General features: G+C 52.3%; 22 protein-coding genes and 2 pseudogenes. 3 read left to right on the top strand and 21 right to left on the bottom strand.

Translation table 11 applies throughout. The features are described from left to right. Positions 1-6: 6 nt before the first annotated feature. Genes IAE27_RS03665 through IAE27_RS03645 form a run of 5 tightly spaced genes read right to left on the bottom strand, consistent with a single transcriptional unit; the run spans position 7 to position 4,727 of the window. Positions 7-1,515: a conjugal transfer protein TraG N-terminal domain-containing protein gene (locus IAE27_RS03665; protein ID WP_103061400.1), complete on the bottom strand. Its 1,509-nt coding sequence runs from the start codon at positions 1,513-1,515 to the stop codon at positions 7-9. Then, a complete protein-coding gene (locus tag IAE27_RS03660) occupies positions 1,515-1,895 on the bottom strand; it encodes a hypothetical protein (protein ID WP_200091896.1) in 381 nt (126 codons plus the stop codon). Before IAE27_RS03660 ends, IAE27_RS03665 begins: the two co-directional genes overlap by 1 nt. After that, entirely contained in the window at positions 1,895-3,349 is a 1,455-nt protein-coding gene (locus IAE27_RS03655; protein ID WP_103061402.1) for an integrating conjugative element protein, read from the bottom strand. Before IAE27_RS03655 ends, IAE27_RS03660 begins: the two co-directional genes overlap by 1 nt. A gap of 8 nt (positions 3,350-3,357) precedes the next feature. Continuing rightward, positions 3,358-4,335, bottom strand: coding sequence for a TIGR03756 family integrating conjugative element protein (locus IAE27_RS03650; protein WP_409371602.1), 978 nt, complete (start codon positions 4,333-4,335; stop codon positions 3,358-3,360). After that, complete coding sequence (locus tag IAE27_RS03645; protein ID WP_103061403.1) at positions 4,332-4,727, bottom strand: TIGR03757 family integrating conjugative element protein; 396 nt, start codon at positions 4,725-4,727, stop codon at positions 4,332-4,334. The genes IAE27_RS03650 and IAE27_RS03645 overlap by 4 nt, the downstream gene beginning before the upstream one ends. A 192-nt stretch (positions 4,728-4,919) precedes the next feature. Between IAE27_RS03645 and IAE27_RS03640 the strand changes: the two genes are divergently transcribed. Beyond that, positions 4,920-5,954 carry a hypothetical protein gene (locus IAE27_RS03640; RefSeq protein ID WP_103061404.1) on the top strand — a complete coding sequence of 345 codons (1,035 nt, stop codon included), beginning with the start codon at positions 4,920-4,922 and terminating at the stop codon, positions 5,952-5,954. A 52-nt stretch (positions 5,955-6,006) separates the two neighbouring features. On the opposite strand, the gene IAE27_RS03635 is transcribed toward IAE27_RS03640, so the two are convergent. From IAE27_RS03635 to IAE27_RS03620, 4 genes and pseudogenes are all read right to left on the bottom strand, one after another. After that, positions 6,007-6,408 (bottom strand): hypothetical protein, encoded by a 402-nt coding sequence (locus IAE27_RS03635; RefSeq protein ID WP_103061405.1) that lies wholly within the window; start codon positions 6,406-6,408, stop codon positions 6,007-6,009. Positions 6,409-6,461: 53 nt separating this feature from the next. Then, positions 6,462-6,857, bottom strand: a complete 396-nt coding sequence (locus IAE27_RS03630) for a hypothetical protein (RefSeq protein ID WP_103061406.1) — start codon at positions 6,855-6,857, stop codon at positions 6,462-6,464. Then, positions 6,854-7,264: pseudogene (locus IAE27_RS03625) on the bottom strand (conjugative transfer ATPase); the annotation flags it as partial. The gene IAE27_RS03630 and the pseudogene IAE27_RS03625, both read right to left, overlap by 4 nt. Continuing rightward, positions 7,237-7,425 (bottom strand): hypothetical protein, encoded by a 189-nt coding sequence (locus IAE27_RS03620; RefSeq protein ID WP_320159728.1) that lies wholly within the window; start codon positions 7,423-7,425, stop codon positions 7,237-7,239. The pseudogene IAE27_RS03625 and the gene IAE27_RS03620, both read right to left, overlap by 28 nt. A 375-nt stretch (positions 7,426-7,800) precedes the next feature. On the opposite strand from IAE27_RS03620, the pseudogene IAE27_RS03615 reads away from it, so the two are divergent. Beyond that, positions 7,801-8,120, top strand: a pseudogene (locus tag IAE27_RS03615) (SOS response-associated peptidase family protein); the annotation flags it as partial. 98 nt (positions 8,121-8,218) lie between these two features. Here IAE27_RS03615 and IAE27_RS03610 read toward each other — a convergent pair. The 6 genes from IAE27_RS03610 to IAE27_RS03585 all read right to left on the bottom strand — a co-directional run bounded on the left by IAE27_RS03610 (position 8,219) and on the right by IAE27_RS03585 (position 15,929). Next, on the bottom strand, positions 8,219-8,911 hold the full coding sequence (locus tag IAE27_RS03610; RefSeq protein ID WP_227685223.1) for a hypothetical protein: 693 nt from the start codon (positions 8,909-8,911) through the stop codon (positions 8,219-8,221). 232 nt (positions 8,912-9,143) lie between these two features. After that, on the bottom strand, positions 9,144-10,001 hold the full coding sequence (locus IAE27_RS03605) for a helix-turn-helix domain-containing protein (RefSeq protein ID WP_004181886.1): 858 nt from the start codon (positions 9,999-10,001) through the stop codon (positions 9,144-9,146). Between the two features lie 31 nt (positions 10,002-10,032). Then, the gene (locus IAE27_RS03600) at positions 10,033-10,680 is read right to left on the bottom strand and encodes a TetR/AcrR family transcriptional regulator (RefSeq protein WP_004181884.1); all 648 of its coding nucleotides are present in this window, start codon (positions 10,678-10,680) and stop codon (positions 10,033-10,035) included. A 12-nt stretch (positions 10,681-10,692) separates the two neighbouring features. Next, a complete protein-coding gene (locus IAE27_RS03595) occupies positions 10,693-11,538 on the bottom strand; it encodes a universal stress protein (protein WP_004181882.1) in 846 nt (281 codons plus the stop codon). A 92-nt stretch (positions 11,539-11,630) separates the two neighbouring features. Continuing rightward, complete coding sequence (locus IAE27_RS03590) at positions 11,631-14,738, bottom strand: efflux RND transporter permease subunit (RefSeq protein ID WP_004181881.1); 3,108 nt, start codon at positions 14,736-14,738, stop codon at positions 11,631-11,633. 9 nt (positions 14,739-14,747) lie between these two features. Then, on the bottom strand, positions 14,748-15,929 hold the full coding sequence (locus IAE27_RS03585; RefSeq protein WP_077258305.1) for an efflux RND transporter periplasmic adaptor subunit: 1,182 nt from the start codon (positions 15,927-15,929) through the stop codon (positions 14,748-14,750). Positions 15,930-16,260: 331 nt separating this feature from the next. On the opposite strand from IAE27_RS03585, the gene IAE27_RS03580 reads away from it, so the two are divergent. Further along, positions 16,261-16,854, top strand: a complete 594-nt coding sequence (locus IAE27_RS03580) for a TetR/AcrR family transcriptional regulator (RefSeq protein ID WP_004181878.1) — start codon at positions 16,261-16,263, stop codon at positions 16,852-16,854. 290 nt (positions 16,855-17,144) lie between these two features. Here the strand turns inward: IAE27_RS03580 and IAE27_RS03575 are convergent, their stop codons facing one another. The 6 genes from IAE27_RS03575 to IAE27_RS03550 are packed head-to-tail and all read right to left on the bottom strand — an operon-like array spanning position 17,145 to position 22,415. Beyond that, entirely contained in the window at positions 17,145-17,918 is a 774-nt protein-coding gene (locus IAE27_RS03575) for a TIGR03747 family integrating conjugative element membrane protein (protein ID WP_004181877.1), read from the bottom strand. Next, positions 17,911-20,010: a type IV conjugative transfer system coupling protein TraD gene (traD, locus tag IAE27_RS03570; protein ID WP_004181875.1), complete on the bottom strand. Its 2,100-nt coding sequence runs from the start codon at positions 20,008-20,010 to the stop codon at positions 17,911-17,913. Before traD ends, IAE27_RS03575 begins: the two co-directional genes overlap by 8 nt. Next, positions 20,007-20,576 carry a restriction endonuclease gene (locus IAE27_RS03565; protein ID WP_004181874.1) on the bottom strand — a complete coding sequence of 190 codons (570 nt, stop codon included), beginning with the start codon at positions 20,574-20,576 and terminating at the stop codon, positions 20,007-20,009. The genes traD and IAE27_RS03565 overlap by 4 nt, the downstream gene beginning before the upstream one ends. Then, positions 20,573-21,079: an integrating conjugative element protein gene (locus IAE27_RS03560; RefSeq protein WP_004181873.1), complete on the bottom strand. Its 507-nt coding sequence runs from the start codon at positions 21,077-21,079 to the stop codon at positions 20,573-20,575. Before IAE27_RS03560 ends, IAE27_RS03565 begins: the two co-directional genes overlap by 4 nt. 2 nt (positions 21,080-21,081) lie before the next feature. Further along, the gene (locus IAE27_RS03555; protein WP_004181871.1) at positions 21,082-21,711 is read right to left on the bottom strand and encodes a lytic transglycosylase domain-containing protein; all 630 of its coding nucleotides are present in this window, start codon (positions 21,709-21,711) and stop codon (positions 21,082-21,084) included. Then, positions 21,690-22,415, bottom strand: coding sequence for a TIGR03759 family integrating conjugative element protein (locus IAE27_RS03550; protein ID WP_004181870.1), 726 nt, complete (start codon positions 22,413-22,415; stop codon positions 21,690-21,692). The genes IAE27_RS03555 and IAE27_RS03550 overlap by 22 nt, the downstream gene beginning before the upstream one ends. Positions 22,416-22,424: the final 9 nt, after the last annotated feature.

The raw sequence follows: 22,424 nt of genomic DNA, 5'->3' as shown, positions 1-22,424 counted from the left end.
TTAAGGTTACAGTTTCACTGCTCTTTTAGCGGTTTCAGCTGCGCTACCGCCAGCTTTTTGCACATCAGAACTTCCGTTTTTAAGTGCGCCATCAAGTGCGCCACCCACTCTAATGCCTGCCCATGACAGCGCCCCCATCCAGAACGCTGGCAGTACCAGAAACATTGTCGCCATAACAAAATTCATAATCAGATCATCTGAACTGTTCTGAAAACCCGCCATGTTAAAGCTGCTGTGTGTGTCAGAACTGTACAGCGCCGTCATCAACCAGCTGTCCAGCCAGCGTGCCAGTTCCCACCAGAACGTCAGGAAGTTAAGGGCGAATACCACAAACGTCAGCGTGATAACCGTTTTAATCTCATACGCTGAAAAAGCCAGAATAAGCGGCAGAACCACTACCACGGCCATGAGCAAAACAGCCTGGATCATTGGCAGCGCCTGGCGCATGGCGTCGAACGCCGGGAATGCCGCCAGACTGCCTAACGCGGTGCCGCCGATCGCAGCCACGCGAGAAACAGAGTTATCAAGCGTAAAATCGGCATTGCCTCCGTAGCCGGCATAGACGTGTCCTCCCTGCGATACGGTCAGACTCTCAGGGCTGACCAGACGGCGGATAATGGCCTCCTTATAGTCTGCTGAGTTGCCCCCGATCATTGTCATAGCAGCGGATAATCGCGTCCACAACCCAGGGTCAGCCTGATCAACAACACGGGCCTGCAGTCCGGTATCTGCTTTATTCCACCATTCGCTGCAGGTTGGGTAGCCACCCCGGCCGGTATCCGGCCTTCCGCTGTCGCGGCTTTCGTTCCAGGCAAATTCCGCCCGGGGCGTTTTGGATTGCAGGCTGCCGTAATAATTACTGAGGAAGGTTTTGCTGCCTATCCACTCAATATCACGCAGCGTCGCTTTGTCTTTTGTCTGCCCCTGATCCTGACGTTTCCACATATACAGCGCGAGCGAATAGCAGTCGTTGGTAAAGTCCTGCAGCTCTTCCGCAAGAGATTTGTTGTTAATCCGCGTGTGCTGCACCTCAAAGCGGAGCTGACGCATGTCCGGACGGCAGGGGATTGTGGCAACAGAAGCCTGCGTGATGCCCTTTGCCAGCTTGTGAATCAGATACCACCATACCGGCGCGGCAGCCGTCTGATCGTTAATGCTCGATATGACCGGTGAATATCCCGTGTCATCGGGCGCTTTTGGCGTCCACGTCCCGCAGCTCTGCGCTCGCGACGTGTCATATTTTATCGTGCTCATATCGACGTTCATCAGCGGCATACAACAGGCAATCATCACCAGAAAAGAGGAGTAAATCGCATGTTCCATGCGGGGTATGGACAGGGCACCTTTATTCCCCTCATCTTCACCTTCTTCACGCACTTTCAGCCAGATGCCGATAAGCCGGAAAGCGACAGGCGCGGCAAACAGACCCGTTGTGATGAGAATATTCCAGAGTCCGTTGTTTACAACCCAGCCAAGCAGGGTAAGGAAATATTCCAGGTAGCTGTTAGTCAGCATCAGGACGCTCCCGTGCCGCCGAGCAGCACCAGTTCACAGACGACGGCAAAAATGACGCTGACGGCCGCAATGCGGATAAGCGGCTGGCGGTGTTGCGGGCCGAAGCCCGGCGCACGAAATACTTTCACAAAACCCCACGCCAGCGCACCATAAACCGCCAGGCGCCACATCAGCCAGCCATAGCGGGCATGCTCCATCCAGTCACGAAATGCAGCGGCCTGAGCAGGATTCCTTACAGCCTGGTCCGCGACAATGAGCCCGGCCAGCAGGAATACCAGCAGAGCGCCGGCAGTACACAGCACGCGAAACAGCACGGGGTGCCGGCGGAGAAATGAGGCGCGTTGCGCCCCGTTTTCGGTTTTCACAGGATGCGCTCTCATCAGTTGTTTTCCGTCTCAGGCACGGCCAGGCGGTTAATACGGTTGTCGGTGCTGTCATCGCTCTGCGTCTGCGGGTTACTGTTAACGCGCCCGTTTTCCCGATCGATAATGGTGAGCACTGAATTGCGGGACAGCTCGCGCTTGAGCTCCATTTCGTTGCGTAATGCGGTGATCTCGCGATCGATGGCCGCAACGCGACGATCGCCTTCCTCAATGGCCGCATTCTGCGCGGCAGCGTTAGGCTCAGACATGCCGGTAACAATCATGCGGCGCATAATCAGCGCGGTTTCAACCGTATCCGCCATCGCCAGTTCGCCGGCGAGGCGGGCGGTCAGGGCGGCGTTGTCAGGATCCCTCTGAAGTGCTCTGATGACGCCTGCAGTAATGGGTAAACTGCCGGTTTTGAGTTTTGCCAGGTTCGTCGCGTTAGGCTGCTCGGTGCCGTTAACGAGTTTTACAAGCTGTTCAGTGTTCTCTTTGGTGGTCTCTTCCAGGATGGGCGCAAATCCGGTGCCGGCCTGAGTGGCACCCGGCTGCTGTTCGTCATCGCCGCTGGTACATTGTGATGCGTCGCTGCAGGTGCGCAGAGAGCTGTCCCCCACGACCTGCACCACAGCTTTAGCCGCTTCTTCAGCGCTGGCATATTTTGCACAGGCCCCCCCGTTACAGCTGTTGCTGCTGACTGAGTCAGAACTCAGTACCGGCAGGCTGTTCATCATGTTGAATCCCGCAGCGGTTAAATCATGCGCTGGCCGGATGGCCTGCTGCCCCTGACCGCCCCGTTTCTGTCCGCCGATCCAGTTCTGGCCTGAGTTGCCCTGCAGCTTGTCCGCTGAGTTATTCACGCGGACAGCATCAGCGTCTCCGCTGTTAACAAGCGATCGGTATTCATCCATGACCGCGCCCTGCGTCCATTTGTTGTTGCCGGCAAAATCCATCATGCGCTTCGACATGTTCTGGCAGTTGAGCTGGGCTTTATCAAAAGAGACGTTTGCCTGCAGCACGCCGTTTGTGAGCATGTCGTACAGGCCGGGATTGGCACGCTGGATAATCATTGCCGGCAGGCTGGCGACGGCACCGGTGGCGTTCTGCACCACGTCGCCCATGAGGTTTTTGAAGCCGTTTGTTACGCCGTTGAGCTGATTACCGACCGTCGTTTTCAGGTCGAAGTTGCCGCACATCAGGTCGCTGCTCCAGCCTGCGCTCATACCGATTTTACGCATGCTGCTGCGCGTTGCCGGCTGTGAAATTACTGAGCCGCCGCCGAGCGTATAGTAGAGCTTGTCAGAAACCGCGCCGCTGACGTCCTTGCCGTAGCCTATGGCGCTGTTGTTTACGGAGGGCAGTGAAATACCGAATGCGCCGGACTGATCATCGTCTGCCGCCTGTGCGGGTGCCGCTGCGGACGCGATGCACAGCGCAAGCGCGGCCGATTTAAATTGAACTGGTGACATTGTGCCTCTCAGAAGTCAGTTGAATAGAGGAAGGTCTGGCCGCGTCGCTTGCAGCAGCTGTAGGGCTGCCAGAGCGCATACGCTTCGTTACCGTCCTGAGCAATGGGGTACGCGCCGTCCGGAAAGACGGCGCAGGAAGCGGAAAGCGTGGGCGACAGGCGCTGCCATTTATGATTTGCCGTGCCCGTGTTTTCTTTCACCTCTCCTGGCGGCCAGTAGCCGGCCTTGTGCGTGCCCTTCAGTACCTGATAAACGTGAGGCTGCCCGGAGCGGGTGATAATGTCGGCGACCCGCTGCGCGACCACGGCGGAGGCTTTGTCATCGTCTGTCTGGCTGACGAAGCCGGAGCGGGGATAAATGTTGCCCCACATGTTGGCGCTGGCCTGGCTGCCCAGTTCGCGCTGGCCGGGAACCAGCGCCTCGGGATACAGCGATTCAGGCAGTCCCGATCGCCAGACAAGTGAATCCAGCGTGCTCAGAAAGTAGGGATTGAATGGCGTGGCGGCGGTATCGCACGAGTAACCGGCAATGCTGCCGCCAATGACGGAGGTGGCAGGGTGGCCTATCGCATCAGCGTACTTGAACTTGATGTTCGACTTGCGCTGCCCGGGATTCTTGATATCCGCGGCGTTACCGCCGCCGGCTGGCGCACCGCTGGTCAGCGCGTTATCGATCGTACCGGACGCGCCGCTCATAAACGCCATTTCTGTCCAGGGATTACCGCCCGGGCCGGTGTAGGTGGACACCACCACTTCAGGAATGAAGTGCGTCACCTTGACGGAGGTTTTCACCGAACAGCCAAAGGGCGTACACATCAGCCAGTAACAGATGCCGCTGACGCGCCAGCTGATGCAGTCCTGGGTAATGGCGCTGGCAATGATGCCGGCAGTATTAATAGCGGAAACCGTGGCGGGAGTCGCGGCTGCTACCAGCACGGTGGCAACACCGGCGGCGTTGAAGTGTGTTCCGGGGGAGAAGCGCATCATTTACCCCCCTGACTGCGAAGCGTGGTAGCCCTGGCAACGTCGGCCGTGCCATAAACCACATCCCGATCATCGAAAACGACGGCGGGGAACTTATGTAGCCCGATCTCCCAGGCATGTACAACCTGTCGGTATGCCTGAGCAATCTGCTCCTGCTGTCCGGGCCATTGCGGCGACTGAATGATTTCGCGGGCCTGCTGAGCGGCCAGCTGCGGATCGGCTGCCAGCTGGCCGAAAATGGAGTCCTGCAGGCGGTCGGGGCCATCAAGCCAAACAACCGAGCTGTCATCAGTCAGATTCTGAGGGGGGTGTTCAGCATCGGTATACACAACGGTGCCCGCCATCAGCTGAAACGGTATAAACAGGAAAAGTGAGTGTAATAGCCTGAGTCGCATAGCGGATCTCCGTTACGGTAACAGGCCGTCAGAGTGGCAGCGCGTGGTCTGGCTTTCAGCAGTAAACTCTTTTTCGAAAGTAAAAAATTTAGCTCTTTCAAGTAAAACGCTATTAGAAAAAGATTAAAAAGAGTAATTTATTAATACGTAATTACTGAATATACAACTTGTCATCACGTTAAGGGAGGCAACATGGAAATAGATTTTTTTAACCCTGTAATTGATTCAAAAGAATATCACCCTAATTTTGAGAGGCTTTTGCCTGAAAAATATATAAATGCAAGGAGGTTATTCAATGATTGGGCTTCTGGTTTCAGTGACAGAGATGGTAAATTGGTTAAAGAGTTTCAAAGTACTTTTAACTCAACATTTTGGGAGGTTTATCTTTATGCAGCATTTAAAGAAATGGATTTTAAAATTGATCTTTCCAACGCTACTCCTGATTTCCTAATAAATAAATGTTGTTCTGATATTATTATTGAAGCGACGATTTGCAATTCAGCGCTCGGAAAAGTTCCAGAGTGGGACCGAACGGATGATTACCAACGTTCAATTCCAAAAAGGTTCTGGGAGCTAAATAAGGAGGCAATGATAAGGATTAATAACTCAATTATATCAAAAGTTAAAAAATATGAAAAAAGTTACAGCAAATTGTCACATGTTAAAGGAAAACCATTTGTTATTGCGCTGGCCCCTTTTGAACAGAGGTTTTTCAACCTTCAAAATGATCGTCCTATCAGAGCCGTGCTATATGATGAATATGTTAACGAAGACTTAGCATTAGACCATCCGGAGCTATACCCTGATGGCCCACCAACAGAAAACCTGGGTTTTGTAGAAAAGGAAAATGGGGCTGAAATACCCCTTGGAATTTTCAATGACAATCAATATGAATGTTTAAGTGCTGTAATATTTAATAATGCAGCCACTTTCAGCAAGTTGCAGGCTTTAGCAAACAAAAAAGGGGAAAAAATAATGATCAGTTCGACATGGTCAACCCCACCGGATGGGAAAGTGAAGCATATAGAAAAATGGTCTTCAGATTATGAAGAAAAAATAACTGATGGGCTTATGATTTTTCACAACCCATTTGCAAAAAATAAAATAGACCCAGAGTTGTTTCGAGCTGAACGAGTTTGCCAAGTGTATCCTGGAGATGAGGATTGGACACTGATATTCGAAAACTATGAAGATAGACTTTTAACTAGAACAGCATACACCTTTTAATTTAGCAATGAGTTGCTGAGGGTGATAAGCGGGAATACCCCGCTCAGTAAAATTAGGCACTACCAGCGCTACTGTGCTTAAGATACTGCTGGAAAAAAACACCTTTAAGCTCGTTTTCTGTTGGAATTTTACCCTCTACAGATAGCCGAGCTGGCAACAGCGACATATTGGATTTTTCGCTGATAGGCTTGAGAACAGGGCTGGTACGAATTAAACCCATGACAGCGTCCTGAAATTCTTTGTCGTGGTGAGTATGGCTCGTTAAAACCGCGATCCCGGCTTTAACATCACGAAGATCACCTTTTTTCTTTGCCATACAGACCAGGTAAAGATTTGCCTCCGGTAGACTCCAGAAAGACTCAGCCATTCCAGGTGGATTCAGCGTTTCAAAGCTGGTGATGCTTTCCCCGCCGGCGTTTACTTTGAATGCAGCAAGCGATATAGAAAGTGCCATTTGATCTCCTTTTTAAAACCGGCTCAAAGAGCCGGGAACAGATAGTATTTCGCTTAATCTTTGAATAACTCATTAATCCACAGAGTCAAAAAAATCATGTCGGCGGCATCTGGCACGTTTACATGCCAGCGCGGTGAATCAAATTCGTGATCCAGCGGGAGTCCGGCGCGGCCTTCCTGCGTCAGCAGAATGTCCGCGCGCTTGCCCCTGCTGTCCTCAAGATGAACCGACACGCAGCAGCTCTTACCGATACGATGTGGGTTACAGGTGATCGTTACCGGTGGTTGCAACCTTGACCTCAGCGCGTTCTCCATGGCGGTCAGTCGCTCTGCCGTTGTTGCCGTCATCGCGGGCTCTCCCTGCGGATGCAGGCTGAACATAGCAGGGGTTGGCGTTTCGTCCGGCGCAGGGCGCTGGGTCAGAGGTTGCGCATACTTGAGCTTAATCATGCGGTCAGCATCTCTCTCTTATCATTGTGTTCGGGCATCCCGGCCGCATCTTCCGTCATCAATCCACGCAGACGATCCAGTTTTTTCGCTACGAGAATAGCAGCATCCAGCTCAGAACAGTTATGTTTACGCATCAGCGCTTTACGTTCGGCTTTCTCTTCTTTCTCCGTCATCCCGAGCGCGAGGTAAAGGCTGGGCGGAACAGCGCGGAACAGCGCTTCAATTTTCTTCGAGAGTACCACGCCTTCGGTATAGCACCGTGAGAGCTTACTGGCGGAAAGCAGCACGGCTTTTTGCTCTTCTGAAAGCGTCCGGAAGCGGGCAATATCCTCCACCTCTTTTTTCGGCATCGTCAGGCAGATCCACCACTCTGCCATATTCAGCATCTTGCCGGCTGCGTTCGGGTAACCCGCGCCCGTTCCAGCGAAGCCTGAACCTGGACGATCATTCGCTGAGCGGATGCCAGCTCGTCTTTCTCAGATGCAGACGCCGGAGAGGACGCGAGAAAGGTCAGGCCCAGCACACCGCCGCATAACAGAAGTTGTGTTGCCGGACGAAGAGATTTCATATGCACCTCCAGTGGTTGTTGAGTGCGGTAAGCATGCGAAATCTGGCTGCCGGGTTCAGCCGTTAACTCTTTTTGGAAAAATAAAAATTTAGAAAGCAGCGCGAATGCTGATTAAAGTGAATCTAAAGCTTATTGTTTGTTGTAACTAAACAAGTGCTCTGACGCGGCGCTGTACGCCTTGCCTGCTGACGGCCGGCATCTGAAAACAAGTTTCAGGTGCCTCCGTCCGGCTCTGATAGGGGGACCAGCGTAAGACATTAAATTAATTCCCCGAACGCAAAATTTAATCTGCGGTTTCGCCGACTAATATTGAATGATGAGTAAAATCAGGCATAGCGCGCGTTAACAGGTATCGTGCAGAAAGAGAAAGACACTATGTGCGGACGGTTTGCGCAGTATAAAAGCCGGGACGTTTACTTTGACGCCCTTGGCGCAGCCGACAGCGATTACGTGCATGATCCGGAACCCATCGGCCGTTACAACTTAGCGTCAGGAACCAACGTGCTACAGCTGAGCGAGCGCAACGGCGAACTGAAAATTGATCCGGTGTACTGGGGTTACGGACCAGAATGGTGGGACAAGAAGCCGCCTCAAGCCGTATGTTTAAACCGCTATGGAACCACGGCCGCTCCGTGAAGTTTGGCGATGAATGGTTTGAGTGGGTAAAGGAAGAAGAAAGGAAACAGCCCTACTTTGGGTCAGTTTGGTTATTGAAATGTGATGACGAAGACAAGTTCAGCCTCGTCATCTTGATAACTAACTGTATTAAAATGACAGTCCGAGATTATCCGTATCAGGTCCAGCTTTTCCGAAGAGCAGTGAATTTTTCACGCGTTTCTCCCAGATAAAGCACTGAGGAGAGAAAGCATACGCTGTATCCCAGTAATTCCGTCGCTTCTTCCGCCAGGTTTTTAACTTCCCGGTTATACCCGTCAGGCATAAGATGCTCCCAGAGCTGATTCATGCCAAATATACGTGAGAATATTAATATTATGATCAACCCCGTCGCAGTCATCAGCCACGAACGGTGCTGAATAAAATCAGTCAGACCTGTAACGGTGCTTGCGGGTATGAGCGCGGAAAGTGCAATACACACGACGGTGGTTGTAAGAGCAAACCAGAGCCAGCTGCCGTGCCTGATCATGTCAAAAATCCCGTCCAGCTCCCGGATCAGCATACATAGGTAAAAACCCCCGATAAGGATAAGCCCCCCGCGGACCTCAGGGCGCTTTGTCGCGCACCAGAAAAACAGCCCGGCTATGCCTGCCAGTATGGTTTCCTGCAGGATTTCAGTCACGGAATTTTCATGAAGAGCGTTGTCCATAAAGTAAACGTCAACGTAAATGGCTGACATTGCCAGCAGGATAAAAACCGATGCGAATAGCAGGAATAAACACTCCCGGGTGAGAAGCGAAACAAAGCGAATCATGTCGAACTCCGTAAAATTGGTCTTCTTATTCAGTTTCTTTTTTCTGTTGTCTTTCATTTTTTGCATCATCAATATGTGATCAGTAATTTGTTCATTGAAATCATGCGGATATCAAATGCCAGTACGCATAGCGTATAAAAGTTCATATGAAAAATTAACACCCTACTTATTAAGCCTTCTTGCAATACGTCATTTACAATGCAACCAGTCGGTGATTGCCTTTGTTTTTTCGGGCCGGTTTTCATCCGCTGATATAAGCGAACCCGATAAATCACTGAACCTGATTCTCTTAATGAACAGCAGAGTCCGGAGAGCTATTCTTTGATGCGACCGGAATGTAGTAGCACCCTGAAAAATAACTATAACCATTAGAAGTTTTTATGCTTTTAATTTCCAGCAGGTCCGGGCCTTCACTCCGGACTTCTTCTCTTAACGGCAGTTCAAAATGATAGATTGTTGAAATCATGTGCCTGAATTCATCGTAACTCCCAAGCAGGTTAAATTTCAGGTAACTGCCTGCCATCCTGATACTTTCTAATTCGTCGGAATGAGTCGTGTCGCACAGTAACATATTAAGCCTGGCATCCCCGAATCTGCCTACAGGTTCGCAATGGACAACCGAGTAAATGGTTTCAGCCTGTTCGAGCATTGTCATTTCAAGATTAGACAAGCGGGTAATCTTATCGCTCATACATTCTATGCTATGAAAATCAACATCATTAGTGAAACTGTGGTGATGGCTGAGGCTGATATCCAGACTCACATAATCAGGTGGAGGCAGGGGATGCCTTACCATTGTCGAACTGGGGATGATCCCGGTAAAGTTCCACATACGGCTATCCCGGTAGACTCTGGGTGGCGTTCTGAAATGCCTTGAGAAGACCCGTGTAAATGCCTGCTGTGTGCCAAATCCCAGCGCTTCTGCAATCTCAATAATAGGCATGTTCGTTAACTTCAGTACCTGAGCCGCCCTGGCGAGTCTTCTGTTGCGAATATAGGTGGCTAATGGCATGCCAGTCTCTTCCCGGAACAGCCTCTGGATGTGCCATTTGCTGTATCCGGACTTACGATAGATCTTCTGTATCGTCAGGGAGCTTCCCAGATTTTGTTCAATCCAGTGTAATAATTCTAGCGTGAATTTTCTCACGATTTTCCTCTCAGAATAGCAAGGTGCAGGATTAGTCAGAGCTCTCATCTAAAACATAATTCTTATTGTTAATGACGAACTCCCCCAGAATGTGGTCAAGGATTTCAATAAACTCTGTTAATGGCTTCTGGGATTTCCCCGTGATAAAAAATTTTCTGACGGCACCATAAAAAGAGTAAAGAAGGATATTTGTTATGATTACGGACTTGTCTTCCCCATCTATTTCGCCTTTACTTATGGATAAGCACATCGCATCTTTTACTAACTTCTCAAAATCACACATGAATTTTGAGAGGCTTAGCTGCAATGGCTTGTAAGTTTCGGCCTCGTCACAGCGATAAATCATTAATTTCAGGTAGTGCTGCACCTGACTTTCCGTAGATAAATCATTAATGCAGCGCCTGAACATGGAAACAAGCGCGTTAAATATATGCTCATCGCCTGACGACAGCCCTTTCAGTTCGGCCATTAAAGGCCATCTGAAGCTCTGAGTGACGTGGTAAAGCAGCTCGTTTTTATCCCGGAAATGCCAGTAAATAGCTCCCCGGGTGCACTTTGCTTTTTTCGCCACCATATCGAAAGAACTCAGATAAACGCCGTGTTCGCAAAAGCATTCCTCCGCCGCTTTTATTATGCGTTCTTTTGTGATGGAAGCTTCTTCCTTGGTTTTTCTGACCAAGTTAACCTCCAGTCAGCGGGATATAAACAGGGGCAGCCGCACATCTTTAAGGAGGCTGTTAGTGGTACCGCCCAGGATCAGTTCGGACAGGCGTGGCCGGCTCCAGGCACCGATTACCAACAGGTCGGATGCGTGAGCGGTCGTGTGCTCTATAATGACGTCAGCAACCTCTCTTCTGTCGGACTCGACGTTGACGAGGTCGACTCTGACGCCATGGCGTGCAAGGTAAGCCGCCATGTCAGCGCCGGGGTCTTCACCGTGAAGGCCCTGACTGTGGTGTGCATCCACAATCAGTAGCTGAACCTCTTCCGCACTGATTAAAAGGCCAAGAGAGTCAGATACGGCCCGCCACGCCTGCCGGCTGCCGTTCCACGCAATGGTGACTCTTTTTCCGATCCCCTCTCCCAGCCAGCTATCAGGAACGACAATTATCGGCAGGCCGGAGTAGGAAATGAACGAGTTGATCGTCATTCCCTCCGGTAATCCACTCATGCTCGGATAATTAAAAATGACCAGATCGCTGTATAAAGCATGCTGAATTGCATTTTTATTATCTTCCGTCGACGGTATAACGCGAAGTTCAGCCTGCACGCCTAGCTTATCGGAAATATCCTGTATGCCATGATGCAGCTCCAGTAATTTACTGGCTGTTGCGAGCTGATGTTTTTTTATTACCTCAATGATGGCATCCCCTCTTGAAAAGGACTCTTCCGGGACGCCAGATTCATGGCGCATAGACGTCACGCCTATCAGATGAGAATTCTGTACACATGCTAATTCTCCTGATCTGGCGAGTACGCTCAATCCTTCAGGGGAAGCATCAAAAAATACGGTAATGTTTGAATAGTCTGACAGCATAAATACCTCATGATCTTTCGTTGCTATTTACTTTTACAGGAACTGTCCGGCCGGCAAGATGTGGATTTCCTGCCAGCCGGCTCAGATGGTCTTTATGTGTCAGTATTATTTTTACGCTTTTTAAGGCTATTCACTAAAACGTAAAAAAGAGGGATGAAGAATATGGCCAGGAACGTCGCCGTCACCATGCCGCCTACGACGCCCGTACCAATGGCATGTTTACTTCCTGAGCTTGCGCCGCTGGAAATTAACAGCGGTATGACCCCCATTGTAAATGCCAGAGACGTCATAATAATCGGACGCAGTCGGAGACGTGCTGCCTCAATGGCCGCCTGAGATAAGGTTCTCCCCTCTTTCTCGTACAGCTCCTTGGCAAATTCAACGATCAGAATTGCGTTTTTGGCGGAAAGTCCCACCGTCGTCAACAGGCCAATCTGGAAGAAAACATCGTTTTCCAGGCCGCGCATCATCGTGGCAACCACGGTACCAATAACCCCCAGCGGAATGACCAGTATTACCGAGAATGGTACGGACCAGCTTTCATAGAGCGCTGCAAGGCACAGGAAAACGGCGATGATTGACAGCGCATACAGGGCCGGAGCCTGTGAACCCGAGGATCTCTCCTCATAGGAGAGGCCCGTCCAGGAGAGCTTCATGCCGGATGGCAAATCTTTCGCAATGTCTTCCATTGCAGCCATGGCATCGCCTGAGCTGTAACCCGGTGAAGGCTGGCCCAGAAGCTCAACAGCAGGCACACCGTTGTAACGCTCCAGTTTAGGCGAACCTATTTCCCACTTTCCTGAAGCGAAGGAGGCAAATGAAACCATTTCACCGGATGAATTTCTCACGTACCACTGGCTGAAATCCTTCTCCGTGATCCTGGACTGAGGCTGACCCTGAATGTAGACGCGCTTGATACGTCCGCGATCCAGGAAGTTATTGACAAAAGAAGAGCCCCACGCGGCCGACATGGTTGTATTGATGTCATCCAGGTTGACACCGAGCGTGCTCGCTTTTTCATCATCAATTTCGATTTTGTACTGCGGCTCATCGTTTTTACCGTTAGCACGCACCATACTGAGTGCCGGATTTTTAGCGGCTTCTGAGAGGATTTTTTCCTTAGCCTTCATCAGCTCGGCATGGCTGTGTCCGCTGAAGTCCTGCAGGAAAACATCGAACCCCGTGGCGTTGCCAAGCTCCATGATCGCCGGCGGTGCAAACGCCAGGACCCTGGCTTCCTTTATTGTGCCGAAGTAGTCCATAGCCCGGCGCTGAAGATCAAATACGGTATCCTTGCGCTCATCCCAGGGCTTGAGCTGCACAAAGGCAAGCGCTGAGTTCTGGCCGCGCCCCGCAAAGCTGAACCCACTGACGGCGAATACCGCCTGAACGTTGTCTTTCTCCTGTTCGGCGAAATATTTCTGCACCTTATCCAGCACGGCATCGGTCTGATCCATAGTGGCGTTGGCAGGTAACTCTGCCTGAACAACCATCGTTCCCTGGTCCTCATCGGGTAAAAACGAGGTCGGCAGTCTGGGGAACAGCACTGCTAAAGCCACCACAATGAATAAAAACAGCATTAAATACCGGCGTTTGCCTGTAATTACCCGGGACACGCCATTTTCGTACCGGCGCGCATTTTTTTCGAACACGCGGTTGAACCAGCCAAAAAATCCGTTTTTATCATGATGATCCTTACCGACCGGCTTCAGCAGCGTTGCACAGAGTGCAGGCGTGAAGATCAGCGCGGTGAGTACGGATAGCGCCATTGCAGAAACGATAGTTAACGAGAACTGACGATAAATTACGCCCGTGGAACCGCCGAAAAACGCCATCGGTATAAATACGGCGGACAGCACCAACCCGATGCCTACTAACGCACCGGAGATCTGATCCATAGATTTACGGGTCGCTTCAACCGCCGAGATGTCCTCTTCAGATAAAATTCGCTCGACGTTTTCCACGACCACGATGGCGTCATCAACCAGCAGACCAATTGCCAGCACCAGACCAAACATGGTCAGTATGTTAATAGTGAAGCCGAAGGCTGACATGATGCCGAAGGTGCCCAGCAGAACGACGGGCACGGCCAGCGTTGGGATAAGCGTGGCGCGCCAGTTCTGCAGGAACAGGAACATGATCAGGAAAACCAGGACGATCGCTTCAACTAATGTATGCACGACGCCTTTAATAGACTCTTTTACCACCGGAGCGGTATCGTACGGATACACCACTTTAACGCCCGGCGGCAGCGTTTTAGCTAACTGATCCAGGGTTGAACGCACGGCGCTGACGGCGTCGATGGTGTTCGCGCCGGTGGCTAAACGCAGAGCAATACCTGCACTGGGGTGACCGTTCAGCTTGGCATTGAAGTCATAGTTATCCGACCCCAGCATGACGTTTCCGACGTCTTTTAATAAGACGCGTGAGCCATCCGGATTTACCTTGAGCAGTATGTCCTGGAACTGAGAGGCTCTGGTGAAGAGTGTTTTGCCGATTACCGTTGCGTTTAATCTTGAGGTATCTGCTGACGGCCGTCCGCCTAACTGACCGGAGGAGACCTGAACGTTTTGTGCCTGTATGGCGGCCATCACGTCACTGGGCATTAACTTGTAATTGTTTAACTTAATCGGGTCCAGCCAGACACGCATCGCGTTCTGAGCGCCCAGGACATAAAAATCGCCAACGCCTGACGTACGGCTGAGGGGATCCTGCAGCTGCGATACAATCAAATCGCCCAGTGCGTTGTTATCCAGTCGGCCATCTTCTGAAATCAGCGTGGCCACCAACATAAAGTTGATCTGGTACTTATAGACGCGAATGCCCAGCTGCTGGACGGTCTGAGGAAGCATTGGTGTGGCAAGCTGCAGTTTGTTCTGAACCTGAACCTGTGCGGTATTCGGGTCAACCCCCTGCTCAAAGGTCACAACAATATTTACGCTGCCGTCTGAATTGCTCTCAGAGCGAATGTATCGCAGGCCATCAAGGCCGTTCAGTTGCTGTTCAACGACCTGAGTCACCGTATCCTGAACGGTCTGCGCCGAGGCGCCCGGATAGGAAGCCGTAATGCCTATTGCCGGAGGTGCAACATCGGGATACTGATTAACGGGCAGCTTTAAAATTGCAAGCGCACCTGCGATCATGACGATGATGGCAATGACCCATGCAAATATAGGCCGATCTATAAAAAATCTGGACATGCTGCTCCCTTAAATATCCGTATTATCTTTGTGATCTGACGTCTTAGATAAACTGCCTTCGGATGAATTTTTTGCAGCCTGAACAGGCTTAACAATCATTCCAGGAGTCACATTCTGTAAACCATCGACAATGACCTGCTCGCCGGGCTTAAGTCCGGCACTGATTAACCAGTTCCCGTCAATGCTCTGATCCGTTGTAAGGTTCTTCTGTTCCACAACGTTGTCAGCATCCACCACTAACGCGACCGCTTTACCCTGAGTGTCCCGCGTCACCCCTCTCTGTGGCACAAGAATGGCGTTTTCACGGATCCCCTGCTGCAGCTGCGCGCGCACAAACATACCGGGCAGCAAAACGCCGTCAGGATTAGGGAAAACTGCCCGCAGGGTTACCGAACCGGTGCTTTCATTGACGCTGACTTCGGAGAACTGAAGAGTGCCGGTCTGTTTGTACTTTGTGCCGTTGTCAAATTCCAGGCTGATTTTTGCCCGGCCTTCGTCATCACTTTTGAGGCGACCGCTTTCCAGATCCTCACGTATCTGAACCAGGGCCGATGCCGGCTGTGAAATATCCACGTAGATCGGATCCAGCTGCTGCACCGTGGCTAATTCATTTGTCTGCCCGGCGGTGACGAGCGCTCCCTGGGTGACATTGGAACGCCCAATTCTTCCCGAAATCGGGGATTTAATTTCGGTGTAGTTAAGATTAATTCTGGCATTGTCGGCGTTGGCCTTTGCCTGCAGATACTGGGACTTCGCGTCATCCAGATTCTGCTGGCTGACGACATTTAAGGACGCGAGTTTGCTGTACCGTGAGAACAGTAACTTAGCCGATTCCAGACTTGCATCAGCACTGGCAAGCGTCGCTTTATAAGGCGCTGGGTCAATATGGTATAAGGTCTGGCCTTCTTTTACGTCCGTACCCTCGGTGAAATCCCTCTTTAATAAGATGCCCCCTACCTGCGGTCTGACTTCCGCTATCAGATAGGCGCTGGTGCGTCCGGGTAATTCCGTCAGCATGCGGACATTGCTGGGCTCGACTTTATACACGCCTACCACGGGTGGTTCTGCAGCAGGCGTGGAAGCCGGTGCGTCATCACACGCGCTGAGGAGGCTCGTAGCGCCGATCATTAACGCCAGGTTAATGAAGTTGCCCAGCTGTTTTCTTTTTTTAATATCATGAAAATAATACATTTTTTATCCCGAATTGTGATCTAGGTTGGTTGACCAATCTTTTATTAGCGTATGATTAAGCGCACGAACCTGCGGCATAGCGCGTTGTAGGTTGAACGACCGACCTAAAAATGTAAAGTTGTGATTCAAGTTTTTATTAATTGTGGAGCTCTTGACAGTTTTGCAAAAATCACGCCACACATTCAGAAAATGATGTTAGTCTTTACGGCGTGCCATATGATTTAAATGTATATTTATCAATCGCTTGCGTTGTTAAATGGTTGATTTTCTGGTCAGTGATGTTTACGTCCACCTTTCGCGAAGATAATTTTCAGGACAATAAGGTTCAGGTATGTCTGTTAAAAAAAATGGCGGTGATTCTGATATAGCAAAAAGACGCAAAGAGCAGGTTCTGGAGGCTGCTGTTGAGTGTTTTAAGCTTCAGGGATTCCACAAAACGAGCATGTCTCAGATCTCAGCCGCAGCAGGAATGAGCTCCGGTCATATCTATCATTACTTCGGCAGCAAAGAGGGGATCGTTGAGGCAATCGTCGCCAGAGATAGGAGTCAGATTGAAACCTATATTTCTAACGTGAAATCCTCGATGAAAACCAAAAACGCTGTTGAGGCGCTCGTTGATGCCACGCTTGCGGATGAGCAGCGCTTTTTAGACAGAGGAACCGCGGCGCTGAAAATGGAAATTTCAGCAGAGGTTTCACGCAATGCGTCTATAGCGCACTTGATCCAGGAATACGATAAAGACGTCTTTCAGGATTTCTATAATATTCTGGGCGGTGCCTCTGAAGACGTCATTTCAAAATGTGAAATCATCACCTCCTTACTGGAAGGGATGGCTGTGCGTTCGGTACGTAATCCCGCATTCGGAGAGGCTCTCGACAGGGATATGTTACGCAAAGTTATCACTTTCGTACTCAGCGAAACCTGAAAAGAGACTTGTCTTTATAAACGCAGGTTTCCGGGTGCTCTCAGGTTCCTGGCAGGAAGGTAGATCGCAAGGATTGACGGTTGTATTGGTTAAAATTGCATTTGTTTTTTCGGCTAATTGAGCATTTCACCGGCTGTTAATAGTGAAATTCGATCACTAAATAACATTTTTGGCATTAAACCGATGTCCGTATCTTACTTATCGCACAAGTTTACTGTGATCTTACCTTTATCTTATTTAGTAAGGAAATTTAGCAAAGCCTGCATTTTACAGGCTTTGGTATATGGCCATTAAAGATACTTTTTGAACGATGCAGTTGTAACCGTAATGGTAAGCCCCAGCATTAATGCTGCGGGTAGCAGTAGCAGGTTTGGATAGACCGCAGAAGGCCATGAGAGGTAGGCCATCACCGGCAGATAAACAGCTGGCTTGATCAATCTTTTCGCGCGGTGGTACAGAAAAGATGACTCATAACCGGCACCAAACCGGCGCAAATCACGTCGGCCAAGCCCTTCAACCACGGCAACGCATATAACCAGTACGAACAGCGGTACAGAAAGGGCAATGATGGTGACGCGGATCAGCGTCACGATAGAGACATATACCGTTGCCAGCATGTACTGCTGCAGATAATTCCCCATCCAGCGGCTGGCACCCTTAAGATTGCGCGATACCTCATTGCCGCTGTTCATCTCGGCCTGATATTTTTCCTGTATCCAGCCGATGATCCCACTGTCCACAAACGCCCACTGATAGGCATCCGTTATCCAGCGCGTCACCGTTGCAGCCGGCTCGGAAAGCAGCAGGCTGCGGGTAAAATCAGAAGACAGATAGCCAAACTCGGTATTCATCACCGCCTGGCTGTGCGCGGCACCCATTTCAGGCCAGAAGAACGCAATACCGACATATTCAATGACAAGGCTCACCATCAGTGAAGCCAGGATCACGCCAACGAGTTTCCACGGCCAGCCCCAGACCAGGTTATAGAGCAGGCCGTGCTCACGCGGTTGCGCGGGGTGCTGCTGCGGATATTGCTGCGGTGCGGTACGACGTGCCTCAGCCATTATTATCTCCCTTCACTGGCGCAGCTGCTGAACTGCGGCTGTCCCACCACCCTTCACTGCTGTGGTAATTCCGGCGCATCTCTTCTGCAAGACGCGCGATGTTCTCAGGCATATGCACGTCACCTGCATCGCCCGCCGGTAGCGGCATACGAATTTTCCAGAGCTGGCCGCCCTCAAGCAGCGCAAAAGCCTGACCTTTAGGCAGCGTGACAATGTCGGCAGGCTCAAGCAGTGGCACCTTAATGGTGCCCACGCGATCCTGGGTGCTGGAGGTAAAGTCGTGATTGACGGTGACGTCAGCTGAGTCCTGATGACCTGAGACCAGCGTTTTACTGTAGATCTCAACCTGCGGCAGCTGTGAGGTCAGCAGCTCTGCCGTCCGGTTCTCTCTCACGCGCAGCATGATCAGGTTGTTGAAGTTACCCTGAACCTGAGAGGTTTTGGCCGCACTCCCGATGCGGGCTTCAATATCAGATGAGGTCTGCGTATAGGCCGTCACCTGCATGCCCGCACCGCCGCCTTTATTGATGAGCGGGATAAACTCGTTGCCCATCAGTTCGTTGAATTCATCGCAGTGCAGGTTAATGGGGTCTTTTCCCTCTTTTGAACCCGGCAGGCCGCCGTTAATACCGTGCTTGTAGATGTGCCCGGCCACGCTCACCAGATCGGCAAACATGCTGTTACCTACGGCACTGGCAACCTCGCTGTCGCTGAGTGCATCAAGCCCCACGTAAACGATGCCTTTTTTACGGATAACCTGCTCCCAGTCAAAAATAGGGCGCGGATCTTCCATGTTCAGATAATCGGGAGACAGCAGCTCCGCTGTTTTACCGGTAGTCAGTTTTTCCAGCAGCGGCAGCAGTGACGCCACAATCTTGTCAAAGTAGGTACGGTCATAGCGTACGGCAGAGCGCAATCCGTCAAGTATCGGGTCATACAGCGCGTTTCCTGCGTCCGAACTCAGCGCCACTTCAACTGCCCAAATCCGGATAGCTTCAGGCTGCCCCTGCATGTTGCGCGGCACGTCATCATCACTGAACGCGTTGGCGTTGTTCTCGATCTGGCTGTTCAGTTCGGGCAGTTTCTCAGTAATGATTTTTTCGGCGTAACGCAGATACAGGTTGGCGATGTTGTTCACGTAGCGGGTAATAAGGGTGTAATCCGGGCGTTCACCTAAAGCAACCAACGCCCGGGCAACGATATTCACGAACCGCCAGGCAAACTCGCGAAACGCTGCGCTGTTACCTTCGCCGCTGAGCTGGCCGGCAACGCGCGTAGCGACTTCTGATACGCGCCCGAAGCGTCCTACGGCGTTATACCGCGCGGAAATATCAGGCCAGCCCAGGTGGAAAACGGTCAGCTCATCGCCCCGCCCCGCCCGGTTCGCTTCCGCCCAGACCCTTTTCAGCAGGTCCGCATCGCCTTTCGGATCAAATACGATGGTGACGTCTCCACGACGTATATCCTGAGTGATTAACAGCTCAGCGAGGCGCGTTTTGCCCACGCGGGTTGTCCCGTAGACAACCGTGTGGCCGACCCGCTCACGTAAATCGAGCGTGACGTCAGTTTCATCCGGCTCAATGCCGTGTACGGCCGGATTACCGCCAACCGGGGGAAGCGGGCGAACCGGATTGACTGGCGAATCTGCACTGAGCAGCTTGCCGATCGCCGGCAAACTGCTTTCTGTCGCTTCCTCTAACTGGCGGGCAAGCTGATACAGCTTCGACGGCTTAAGATAGTGGGCCACTTCCGGGCGCAGCGTATCGCGCAGGCGCTGAGTGTGTTTCTGGGTCCAGCGAAACCCACGGCCCAGAAAAAGCCGGCGTTTACTCACGGGGATCTGTTTTGACGTCATTACGTAGCGCGGTAAACGGCGAAGATTACGGCGGTAGCGAATGACCTGTATTCCCTGACGCGCGCGTATGGCAGAAAGCACGGCGAATCCGCCGGCGGTGACGTAGCTGACGGAGGGTGCCAGGGCGACTGCCCAGGGCGCTGTCACGCAGACGATGGCGGCAGTGCCCGCTGCGACCGCTGTATTCAGTTCAACAGCCGGGCGCAGAAGGGCTTCAATTACGTATTTATCACTCACAGAAAGAACTCCTTAAAGGGTTTACCTGCCAGCAGAGCCAGAAGGCGTTGTCCGCTGATAATCATCAGTTGCTGTGAACCGCTCCCGAAAGCCCTGCTTTTCTGGCCGGTCCTGCCGGTATGAATAAACAGACCGCGCTGCCCCATGCGCGTCAGCAGCGCGTCAAAATCCTGGACGTGCGCCGGCGCGATCGCCCGGCTGTAGCGCTTGGCCTGAATCAGCCAGCACTCGCCGTTTATGTGTACGCGTCCGTCCAGTCCGCCGTCCCCGCTGTACGACGCATTGCGCTGTACGGCATAGCCCTGACGCTCAAATGCCAGCAGCAGTAATTCCTCAAATACGTAGGGATTAATCTTGCGCAGATAGCTCATGCGCTGCCCGTCTCCGCTGAGCTGGCGAAGGCGGGTAAAGACGCGCTCTGCCGTTGCGCGATACCGGCGGTGCCGCCGCTCGCTGACCGACTGCCGGCGAAAATGCCAGAGCAGAAAGATAATCACGGCCAGCAGGACGGCCAGGAGGACCGGATTTGCCATCAACAGTACAGCGATGTAAGGAGCTGATATCACTGCCCTACCTCCTGAGACAGGCCGCTGTCTGTGATAAGTACGGGGTAATGCGTCAGCTGCAGGCGGCGGGCAAATTCAGATCCCGATGAGGGAGCCAGCTGAAGACCGGGCGCGAGACCGCGCAGGGATTCCAGCGATGCCATGCTTTCAACGTTCACAACGAGGCCGGCTGCATTTCTGGCCGAAAGCTGTTGTGCGTTCTGCTGCAGCCACTGCCGTGAATAGCTGTCATCACCCATGATAAACAGCGCGCCGATGCCCGGCAGCTGCAGCGCCCGGGGGGGCACCTTTCCGGGGGAAAGTTCTGGCGTAATAACGGGCAGCATGGCCGCTTCCCCCTGTTCAGGAGCTGCAGCAGGCGCAGGAGGCGTATCCTGGCGGTTTACGGCCTCGAAAACAGCCTGCGTGCTCTGTCCGCCCAGGTCTGCAATGACGTTGAGCTCCGCCAGCGCGGCAGGCGAAAAGGCGATAAATGCGGTAACGATGAGGTTTTTCAGATTCATGATCACTGACTCCGTGGATTTATCCAGACGAGGCCGTTATCCGGCACCGATGCGGACGCTGTCTGTTCAACTGCGGTAGCCGCCGGCAGATGCGGCGAGGACTGGAGCATGGCGAGCTTGCTTTTAACGAAAGCGCGATAGCGGGCAGCGGGTGCGCCGCCTGCGGGATGGTGATAACAACCGGCGGCATCGAGCCAGCTTCCGGGTTTCCGGTCCCAGCACTCGCGCAGGATGGCGGCAGCCGCGTTGAGATTCACGTAGGGATCCAGCGCCTCCCAGGTTGACGTAAAATGCTGGCCGTTCCAGCCGAGATTAACCTGGGCAATACCGACATCGATGCGCTTCAGTGAGTTCGTTTTCATGAACACCTGCAGCGCCTGCCAGGCTTCAAGACGGGTTTTATAGCGATAGCCCTTACCCGCGACGTTGAGCGTCCACGGCCACGGGCGTTCGCCCTGCGGCAGCCTGCGCGATGATTCCTGCAGGCTGACGGAGTAGAGCGATTCAGGCGGCACGCTGTGAGCCTGCGCCACGCGCACGTACCCATCCGGAACGGTCTGTTTGCCACCGGCGAACGTGGAAAATGAAAGCAGCAGCAGCGCCGCGCCGGTCAGAATGCGGCGAGTTGCCATCCGTCTTCCCCCTGCTGCAGAACGACCGGCATGATGCCGTTACCGAACCGCATCCAGCGACCGCCGTCGTGATTCAGTGTGATCTGACGGCTGCGCACCCTGTCCAGCGGAATGTGATGGTCTTTTGCCCAGCCGCGAAGTTTCCCGTCATCGCCCTGGCTGTCCACAAGGTAGATATCAACCGGCCTGTTATCGGCTAATACCGCTGCCAGCCGGGCGTCACACTGCCCGCAGCCCGCTGACTTAACGAACAGCGCCAGCCGCCCGCCGGTGTCGTGCGCAATGCCGGCTGCGTTGCCCATATTTACCGCAAGCGTTTCCGGATAGAGCCGCTTCCATGCGGCGGTAACTTCGCGCTGGAAATCCAGCTCTTTTTGCGTACGCGCAAACTCTTCCTTTACCCATTTCTCAGCATACTGACGACGCTCCGCCTGGCTCCGCGCCTCGATACCCAGCGTTGACAACGGATCCAGACCCGGTGACTGAATGCCGCGCGGACCGTTCATCAGCGACTGATAGCGCTCATAATCGTCCTGACTTAGCCCCCACTGACCGGCTTGCTGTTTCAGATCCTGCACGCTGCTTTGCTGCACGCTCTGCGCCGGCGCACCCACTGGTTCGCCCCTGGAATTCTGAACCTGAACGCTGGCCTGCGCAGAGCAGCAAAGCATAATCGCTGCAAGATTGATTATTTTTAGCTTCATATCGTCTCC

This window comes from Klebsiella sp. S69 (genome assembly GCF_016516145.1).
GTDB classification, from domain to species: Bacteria; Pseudomonadota; Gammaproteobacteria; order Enterobacterales; family Enterobacteriaceae; genus Klebsiella; species Klebsiella oxytoca.
Note: the sequence above shows the minus strand (reverse complement) of the source record. Positions and strands in the feature narration are given on the sequence as shown.